The sequence below is a fragment of the Arthrobacter sp. I3 genome, from assembly GCF_000520575.1.
GTDB lineage: Bacteria > Actinomycetota > Actinomycetes > Actinomycetales > Micrococcaceae > Arthrobacter > Arthrobacter humicola_A.
On record NZ_KI914954.1, the window covers coordinates 13,102 to 16,974 of the forward strand.

The following is a 3,873-nucleotide window of genomic DNA, read 5'->3' on the forward strand; positions in this document are numbered from 1 at the left end:
CACGCCGGGCCCGGGCGGCGCCCGGTACCCGCCGGAGCGTCCGAATCTGTCGCCGGGCTGCACGTATCTGGGCAGCGCCGCGCGCTTTCCGCACACCGACGGCGCGTTCAGCCGGTACGTGAACCTGCCGGCCCGGATGCTCCGGCCGCTGCCGGCGGGGCTGGACCTGCGGACCGCGGCCCTGGCGGAACCGGCCAGCGTCGCCTGGCACGCCGTGTCGCGCGCCGGGGACGTGGCGGGAAAGACGGCACTGGTGATCGGCAGCGGTCCCATCGGGGCCCTGGCCGTGGCCGTGCTCAAACGCGCCGGCGCCGGCCGGATCGTGGCCGTGGACATGCACGGGCGGCCGCTGGAGATAGCCCGTGCCGTGGGGGCCGACGCGGTCCTCAAGGGGGACGACGCCGGGGCGATCGCCGCGGTTGAGGCGGACGTCGTCATCGAGTCCTCGGGCAGCCACCGGGGACTGGCCTCGGCGATCACGGGCGCGGTCCGTGGCGGCAGGGTGGTGATGGTGGGGCTGCTGCCTTCCGGCCCGCAGCCGGTCCTGATCTCCCTGGCCATTACCCGCGAGCTGGAGCTGGTGGGCTCCTTCCGCTTCAATGACGAAATCGATGACGTCATAGCGGCGCTCGCCGACGGCTCCCTGCGGGTGGACCCCGTGGTGACCCATACCTTTGGCCTGGACCGCGGACTGGAAGCGTTCGAGGTCGCCAGGAACGCGGCTGTTTCGGGGAAGGTGCTGCTGGACTTCAGGCGGGCGCCGGCGTGAGGAGCGCCGCCATCGGGGCCGGGAGGGCCAGTGGCGGGTTAGTGGCGCTCGACCGGGACAAACACCCGCGGCTGGTTCTTCCAGCTCGGCTCCATCTCCGAGATGGTCTCGCGCATGATCCGGTTCGAGGCCTCGCGGGCGGCGGCGGCATCCCCGGCGGCGATGGCCTCGGCGACCTCCACGTGCCAGCGCAGCGCCGTCTCGCGCGGGTGGTCCGGCATCAGGCCGTGGATGGTGCGGCCGGTCAGCGTCTCGGTCACTTGGCCCACCATGTTGGCGAACATCTCGTTGCCCGAGCCGGTCAGCAGCAGGGAATGGAACAGGATGTCCAGCTCGAGGAACCGGGGCACGTCCCCGGCCTGCCCGGCGTCGCGCATGGCGTGCGAGATCTCCACGAGTTCGCGGCGGAGTTCCTCGGGGGCGTTGGCCGCGGCCAGCTCGGCGGCCACCGGCTCGACGGCGGTGCGGAGCTCGGCCAGGGAGCGCAGCTGGGCGCCGCGGCCCTCGCCGGCCAGCCGCCAGCGGATCACGAGCGGGTCGAAGGGGTTCCACCGGTTCGAGGGCAGCACCCGGATGCCGACGCGTTTGATGGTCTCCACCAGGCCCAGGGACTGGAGGACCCGGACCGCCTCCCGGACCACCGAGCGGGAGACCTTGAGTTCGTCCTCAAGGTGCTCGGCAAGCATGACGTGCCCGGCCGGAAGCTCGCCGGCCACGATCCGGGTCCCGAGGTGCTCAATGGCACGGTGGTGGAGGCTGGTTGACATAGTCGTAAGCATAATGCGGTGGGCCTGGTCCGGGCCGACCTGAAGGGCGGACGCCGGTGATCATAGACTGTTTATGACGCGCAGCATTCCGCTCCGTGGGCGCGGCTTTCCCGCTACCCGCGGAAATACATATGGTTTAAGGACAGCCACAATCCTCAAGAGCGGGTTCCGCCCTCCGCGGCGCGACCTGCCGAGTCCTAGATGAACGTCTGAGACGAATCGCCGTACACGTGGTCTACAGAAATCATCGTGTACAAAAATGAATTGGAGTTTTTGATGTCAGCACACATCGGTGTTACCGGCCTCGCGGTGATGGGGGCCAACCTCGCACGCAACCTGGCCCGGAACGGCTTCACCGTTGCCCTGCACAACCGGTCCGTGGAAAAGACAGACACCCTGCTCGCCAAGTATGGCGATGAGGGCGACTTCGTCCGCACCGAGACCCTTCAGGAACTCGTTGATTCGCTGGAGAAGCCGCGCCGCGTGCTGATCATGGTCAAGGCCGGCAAGCCGGTCGACTCCGTGATCGAGCAGCTCGAGCCGCTGCTGGAAGCGGGCGACATCATCATCGACGCCGGCAACTCGCACTACGAGGACACCCGCCGCCGCGAGGCTGCGCTCGCCAAGAAGGACCTGCACTTCGTCGGCATCGGTGTCTCCGGTGGCGAGGAGGGTGCCCTCAACGGCCCCTCAATCATGCCGGGCGGTTCCAAGGAGTCCTACGACGCACTCGGCCCGCTGCTGGAAAAGATCGCCGCGCACGTCGACGGCCAGCCCTGCTGCGCCTGGATCGGCACCGACGGCGCCGGCCACTTCGTCAAGATGGTCCACAACGGCATCGAATACGCCGACATGCAGGTCATCGGCGAGGCCTTCGACCTCCTGCGCTCCGGCGCTGGGATCGAACCGGCCGAGCAGGCCAAGATCTTCGAAGAGTGGAACAAGGGTGACCTCGCCTCCTTCCTGATCGAAATCTCCGCCGAGGTCCTCGGCCACGTCGATGCGAAGACCGGTAAGCCGTTCGTCGACGTCGTGGTGGATGCCGCCGGCCAGAAGGGCACCGGCCGCTGGACGGTCATCTCCGCTCTCGAGCTCGGCTCCCCGACGTCGGGCATCGCCGAGTCCGTCTTCGCCCGGGCCCTGTCCTCCCAGGCCGAGCAGCGCGTGCTGGCACAGGAGCTGCTGGCTGGCGGCGAGGCCGCCGTCGAGGTCCCCGAGAGCTTCGTCGAGGACGTCCGCCAGGCGCTCTACGCCTCCAAGCTGGTCTCCTACGCCCAGGGACTGGACATGCTCACCTCTGCGGCCAAGGAATACGGCTGGGACCTGAAACTGGATGAAATCGCCTCGCTGTGGCGCGGCGGCTGCATCATTCGCGCGGAACTGCTCAAGGAGATCACCAAGGCCTACGCCGCTGCGGAGAAGCCGGCCAACCTGCTCTTCGCCCCGGCGTTCACCAAGGCGATCGCCGAAGTCCTCCCGGCCTGGCGCCGGGTGGTGTCCACCGCGGTGCAGCTCGGCATCCCGGTGCCGGTGTTCTCCTCCTCGCTGGCCTACTACGACGGCCTGCGCCGCAAGCGCCTACCGGCCGCTGTTATCCAGGGCCAGCGCGACCTCTTCGGGGCGCACACCTACGGCCGCGTCGACGCCGAGGGCACGTTCCACACCCTCTGGGGCGAGGACAAGTCCGAGATCGAGGCAGTCGACACCCACTGACCCACCCCGTTCCAACGCGACGGCCGGTACTTTCCAGATACGCTGGGAGGCGCCGGCCGTCCGTGTTTCCGCACCGCTCCTGCCCCAGGAGTTCAGCGCCCAAGGAGTTCAACTCATGCCCCAGCCCGTAGCTTTTGTCACCGGTGCCTCCACCGGCATCGGCTTCGAAACCGCGAAAAAGCTTGCCTCGGCCGGCTTCACCGTTTATGCCGGGGCCCGCCGTGTGGAGCTGATGGAGCCGCTGAAGGCATCCGGGGTCAAGGTGGTGGCGCTGGACGTGACCGATGAGGCCTCGATGAGCGCCGCCGTCGGGGACGTGCTGGCCGCGCACGGCCGGATCGACGTCCTGGTCAACAACGCCGGCTACGGGACGTACGGGTCGCTCGAGGAGGTCGAACTGGCTGAGGGCCGGCGGCAGTTCGACGTGAACGTCTTCGGCCTGGCGCGCATGACGCAGCTCGTGATCCCCGCCATGCGGGCCGCCCGTGCGGGCAGGATCATCAACATCTCATCGATCGGCGGCAAAATGTACGAGCCGCTGGGTGCCTGGTACCACGCGACCAAGTTCGCCGTGGAGGGCCTGAGCGATTCGCTGCGGCTCGAGCTCAAGCCGCACGGTATTGA

General features: G+C 68.5%; 4 protein-coding genes. 3 read left to right on the forward strand and 1 reads right to left on the reverse strand.

Going from position 1 to position 3,873, the window contains the following annotated elements; translation table 11 throughout:
* A partial coding sequence (locus tag Y706_RS26480; RefSeq protein ID WP_043436490.1) for a zinc-binding dehydrogenase occupies positions 1–769 on the forward strand: 769 nt, incomplete at its 5' end.
* 38 nt (positions 770–807) lie between these two features.
* Here the strand turns inward: Y706_RS26480 and Y706_RS0118830 are convergent.
* Positions 808–1,536 carry a FadR/GntR family transcriptional regulator gene (locus tag Y706_RS0118830; RefSeq protein ID WP_028277812.1) on the reverse strand — a complete coding sequence of 243 codons (729 nt, stop codon included), beginning with the start codon at positions 1,534–1,536 and terminating at the stop codon, positions 808–810.
* Positions 1,537–1,812: 276 nt separating this feature from the next.
* On the opposite strand from Y706_RS0118830, the gene gndA reads away from it, so the two are divergent.
* Together gndA and Y706_RS26485 are read left to right on the forward strand one after the other, a co-directional pair.
* Entirely contained in the window at positions 1,813–3,249 is a 1,437-nt protein-coding gene (gndA, locus tag Y706_RS0118835) for an NADP-dependent phosphogluconate dehydrogenase (RefSeq protein ID WP_018773415.1), read from the forward strand.
* A gap of 115 nt (positions 3,250–3,364) precedes the next feature.
* Positions 3,365–3,873: SDR family NAD(P)-dependent oxidoreductase (locus Y706_RS26485; protein WP_043436491.1), on the forward strand; the 509-nt coding region annotated here is incomplete at its 3' end.